The organism is Nocardioides sp. P5_C9_2, from assembly GCF_054049555.1.
The window spans coordinates 1-3813 of record NZ_JBFUMD010000388.1; the positions used below are offsets into that span (position 1 = coordinate 1).

Below are 3813 nucleotides of genomic sequence, written 5' to 3' on the forward strand. Positions count from 1 at the left end.
GGCTCTGGGCGCGGGCATCGCGGTGATCACCACCGTCGCCTGCGCGTGGAGGTGGCACCTGGTCGCAYGCGAGCTGGGTGTCGGGATCCGCGTCCCCGCCGCCGTCGCCGCCTGCTACCGGGCGCAGTTCCTCAACACCGTCCTGCCGGGCGGCGTGCTCGGCGACGTGCACCGTGGAGTCGTGCACGGTCGCTCCTCGGGAGCGACCGGCCTCGCGCTGCGTGCCGTCGGCTGGGAGCGGTTCGCGGGCCAGGCGGTGCAGGCGGTGGTGGCGACAGTGGTGCTGCTGGTGCTGCCGTCCCCGGTGGGTCCGCTGCTGCCGTGGGCGTTCGGCGCGGTGGCCGTCGTCACGCTGGCGGTCGCGCTGGCGGCGTGGCGAGCGCCCGCCGCGGGCGGCGAGTGGTGGCGCAGGCTGCTCCGGGGTGTTCACGACGACCTGCGGGTCGGCCTGCTCGTCCGCCGCTCCTGGCCCGGCGTCGTGACCGCCTCCGTGGTGGCGATGGCCGGACACGTCGCGACCTACCTGCTGGCAGCCCGGGCGGTCGGCGTCACCGTCCCCCTCGCGACCCTGCTCCCGCTCGCGGTGGTCGTCCTCGTCGCGGCGGGCCTCCCGCTCAACCTCGCCGGCTGGGGCCCCCGCGAGGGCATGGCCGCCTGGGTGTTCGCCGCTGCCGGGCTCGGGAGCGCCGCGGGCGTGGCGGCCGCCGTGGCGTACGGCGCCATCGTGCTGGTCGCGAACCTGCCCGGGGCGCTGGTGCTCCTCGTCGGGTCGGACCGCCGTGCCTCGGCGCGCGTGGCCGGACGCCGGCACGCCGCGGGCGGAGCCCGAGTGACTGTGGGAGGGAAGGTCGATGCCTGAGCGCCCGTACACCATCCTCAGCTGCAGCAYCTCCCTCGACGGCTACCTGGGCGGASCCACGGAGGAGCGCCTGGTGCTGTCGAACGACGCTGACCTCGAGCGCGTGGACGAGGTCCGCGCCGCGTGCGACGCGATCCTCGTGGGAGCTGGCACCGTGCGCACCGACAACCCGAGGCTGCTGGTGCGCGACCCGCGCCTGCGCCGGCTGCGTCGCGACCGCGGGTTGGCCGAGTCGCCCACCAAGGTCACGGTCACCGAGCACGCCCGTCTCGACGCCGGCAGCAACTTCTTCGTGGCCGGCGACGGCGAGAAGATCGTCTACTGCGCGAGCCGGGCGGTGCCGGTGGCCCGCAGCCGCCTGTCCGCGGTGGCCACCGTCGTCGACGGAGGACGACGGGTCGAGGTCGGGCGACTCACCGAGGACCTCTACGACCGTGGCGTCCGGAGGCTCATGGTCGAGGGCGGGGGCCGGGTCCACACCCAGTTCCTCACCAGCGGCACCGCCGACGAGCTGCACCTGGTGGTCGCCCCGTTCTTCGTGGGCTCCTCGCAGGCCCGACGGTTCGTCGGGGACGGCGCCTTCCCGTGGCACCCCGGTCACCGGGCGCACCTGGCTGAGACCCGCCAGATCGGCGACGTGGTGCTCCTGCGCTACGCGTTGTCCGCCCGCTTCGAGGCGACCGCATGAGCACCGAGGGGATGCGCGTCCGGCGTGGGCGGGAGGGCGTCGCGGCGGCCACCGTCCGGCGTGACGTCCGGCTCCCGGTGCGRCTGCCGGACGGCTCGTCCACCCCGGCTCGGCTCGTGAGCTTCGACGGGCTGGTCGACGGTCGGGAGCACGTCGCCCTCGGGCTCGGGGACCGCGCGGCGCCGGACGTCCGGCCCGACGGCGTCCCTCTGGTGCGTCTGCACAGCGAGTGCCTGACCGGGGACGTGCTCGGCAGCGAGCGGTGCGACTGCGGCCCCCAGCTCCAGGAGGCGATCGCGCTGATCGCGCGGTCCGGCGGCTACCTGCTGTACCTCCGGCAGGAGGGGCGCGGCATCGGGCTCTACAACAAGATCGACGCCTACGCACTCCAGGAGGTCGGGCTCGACACCTATGCGGCCAACCTGGCGCTGGGCTTCGAGGAGGACGAGCGCGACTACGCCGTCGCCGCGCAGATGCTGCGTGCCCTGGGCGAGGATCGGTTGCACCTGCTGTCCAACAACCCGGACAAGGCCGTTCAGCTCGCGTTGGCCGGCATCCAGGTCGAGCGTCTCGTCCCGACGGCGGTGCACCGCTCCGCGGTCAACGGGGGATACCTGGCGGCCAAGGCCACCCGCGGCCGCCACCGCCTCGCCCTCTGATGGGGTGTGTCCCCATTGCGTGGGTCGAGCACAACGTCACGGTGCGGGGCATGTCGTACCTCAGTGACCTGACCGATGGACGCGGGTCTGGTCCCACTTCCGGCGCTGGTCACGCAACGGCACCTGGGCGGTTCACCTTTCACGACCGCCTCAGCCGTTCTCGCTGCGGGACAACTGATGTCAGCGATGATGACGCACCACTGCGATAGGGAAGCGATGACGACACGACCGACTCTGTTCCTGACCGTAGGGCTGCCGGGCACCGGGAAGACCACAGAAGCACGGCGCATCGAGGTCGAGGAACAGGCTCTGCGCCTCACGAAGGACGAGTGGGTGAAGGCCCTCTTCGGGCTCGCCAACCCGCCGTCGGCGTCGGACGTGATCGAAGGACGGCTCATCGAGATCGGTCTGCGGGCACTCGAGCTCGGCATCGACGTCGTCATCGACTTCGGTCTCTGGGCTCGGGACGAGCGCTCCGCGCTACGTCAGGCAGCTGCCGACCTCGGTGCGGGCGTGGAGATGCGCTACTTCGACCTCCCACCGGCCGAGCAGCGGAGACGACTGGACCGGCGCCACGCTGAGGAACCGCACACCACGTGGCACATGTCCGACGAGGAGCTCGCTGAGTGGGCTGCCGTCATCAGCGTCCCCACCCGAGGGGAACTCGACGGCAGCGAACCTGTCGGTGCCCCGCCCGCAGGATTCCCGACCTGGGAGGGGTGGCGAAGGCATCGCTGGCCTCCATCGGTCCCCTGACGCCCAACACCTCGAGCCCGCCATCAACGGATGACCGCAGGGTCAGCCCGAAGAGGGACACACCCCGTGAGGAGGGTGGCCTCGGCGGCCGGACTCACTCGTGGCGGCCGTCTCCGGTGCGAGGCAGACCCTCGCGACTCAGGTATCGAACCGGCGTGCCGAGCGAGTCCGCGTAGGCGATCTCCCGTCGGGTCGACTCACCTACGTAGCCGCCCGGATCTACGACGTACACCTCGTCGGCCATGCGGATCTTCTGGAAGTGCACGCGGCCGAGCCGCCCCTTCAGGTCCGCGGCGTCGGCTGCCCAGTCGTAGTCCGCCAGGTCGGGGAGGCTGAACATCCCGAGGCTGAACACGAGGCACCCTTCCATCGTGAGCCGCTGGTTGACCTCCGCGAACTCAGCCTCGAACCTGGTCGATCCGCAGAGCGTGACGACCTTCGCCTCTTCCTCGACCGACTGCGGCCCCTGCTGGTGTTCCACGGGTTCATGATCGGCGTACGGCAGGTCAGGTCGACGGCCGCCCCCTGGACGTTCGGTGACGTTGGTCGGGGAGCAGGTGCCCGAGCACCCCGACCTCCTCGACGTTGTGGACCACCCGGGCCCGCGCCATCCGCTCGGGGAACACCGGCGTGCCGGCCAGTCGCCGCACCAGTCGGATGCCGGTGTCGTCGAGCTTCTCCACGGTCTCGGTGCGGTCGAGGCGCCGGGAGCGGCAGACCTGACGCCATCGATCCACCGTGCGGTCAGTCCTTGCAGTCATCGACGATCGTGCCGACGACCCCACCGATCGCGCCTCCGATCGCCGCTCCTGGCGCACCCCCGAGTGCCCCACCGATGATGGCGCCTGCTC

Annotated in this window: 6 protein-coding genes; 4 read left to right on the forward strand and 2 right to left on the reverse strand. The window is 72.0% G+C overall.

The window, feature by feature from the left end; genetic code table 11:
* The 4 genes from ACXJKL_RS16640 to ACXJKL_RS16655 all read left to right on the forward strand — a co-directional run.
* Positions 1 to 859 (forward strand): lysylphosphatidylglycerol synthase domain-containing protein (locus tag ACXJKL_RS16640; RefSeq protein ID WP_457208133.1); only part of this gene is annotated, 859 nt, incomplete at its 5' end.
* The gene (locus ACXJKL_RS16645; RefSeq protein WP_457208134.1) at positions 852 to 1547 is read left to right on the forward strand and encodes a RibD family protein; all 696 of its coding nucleotides are present in this window, start codon (positions 852 to 854) and stop codon (positions 1545 to 1547) included. The genes ACXJKL_RS16640 and ACXJKL_RS16645, both read left to right, overlap by 8 nt.
* Positions 1544 to 2206, forward strand: coding sequence for a GTP cyclohydrolase II (locus ACXJKL_RS16650; protein ID WP_457208135.1), 663 nt, complete (start codon positions 1544 to 1546; stop codon positions 2204 to 2206). The genes ACXJKL_RS16645 and ACXJKL_RS16650 overlap by 4 nt, the downstream gene beginning before the upstream one ends.
* A gap of 186 nt (positions 2207 to 2392) precedes the next feature.
* The gene (locus tag ACXJKL_RS16655; RefSeq protein ID WP_457208136.1) at positions 2393 to 2962 is read left to right on the forward strand and encodes an AAA family ATPase; all 570 of its coding nucleotides are present in this window, start codon (positions 2393 to 2395) and stop codon (positions 2960 to 2962) included.
* A gap of 94 nt (positions 2963 to 3056) precedes the next feature.
* Here ACXJKL_RS16655 and ACXJKL_RS16660 read toward each other — a convergent pair whose 3' ends face one another.
* On the reverse strand, positions 3057 to 3443 hold the full coding sequence (locus ACXJKL_RS16660) for a hypothetical protein (RefSeq protein WP_457208137.1): 387 nt from the start codon (positions 3441 to 3443) through the stop codon (positions 3057 to 3059).
* A 25-nt stretch (positions 3444 to 3468) separates the two neighbouring features.
* Entirely contained in the window at positions 3469 to 3723 is a 255-nt protein-coding gene (locus ACXJKL_RS16665) for a hypothetical protein (RefSeq protein ID WP_457208138.1), read from the reverse strand.
* Positions 3724 to 3813 lie beyond the last annotated feature (90 nt).

Excerpts from the sequence above, each read along its gene's own strand:
- ACXJKL_RS16655 (WP_457208136.1), top strand. The coding sequence starts at position 2,393 with ATGATGACGCACCACTGCGATAGGGAAGCGATGACGACACGACCGACT.
- ACXJKL_RS16665 (WP_457208138.1), bottom strand. The coding sequence starts at position 3,723 with ATGACTGCAAGGACTGACCGCACGGTGGATCGATGGCGTCAGGTCTGC.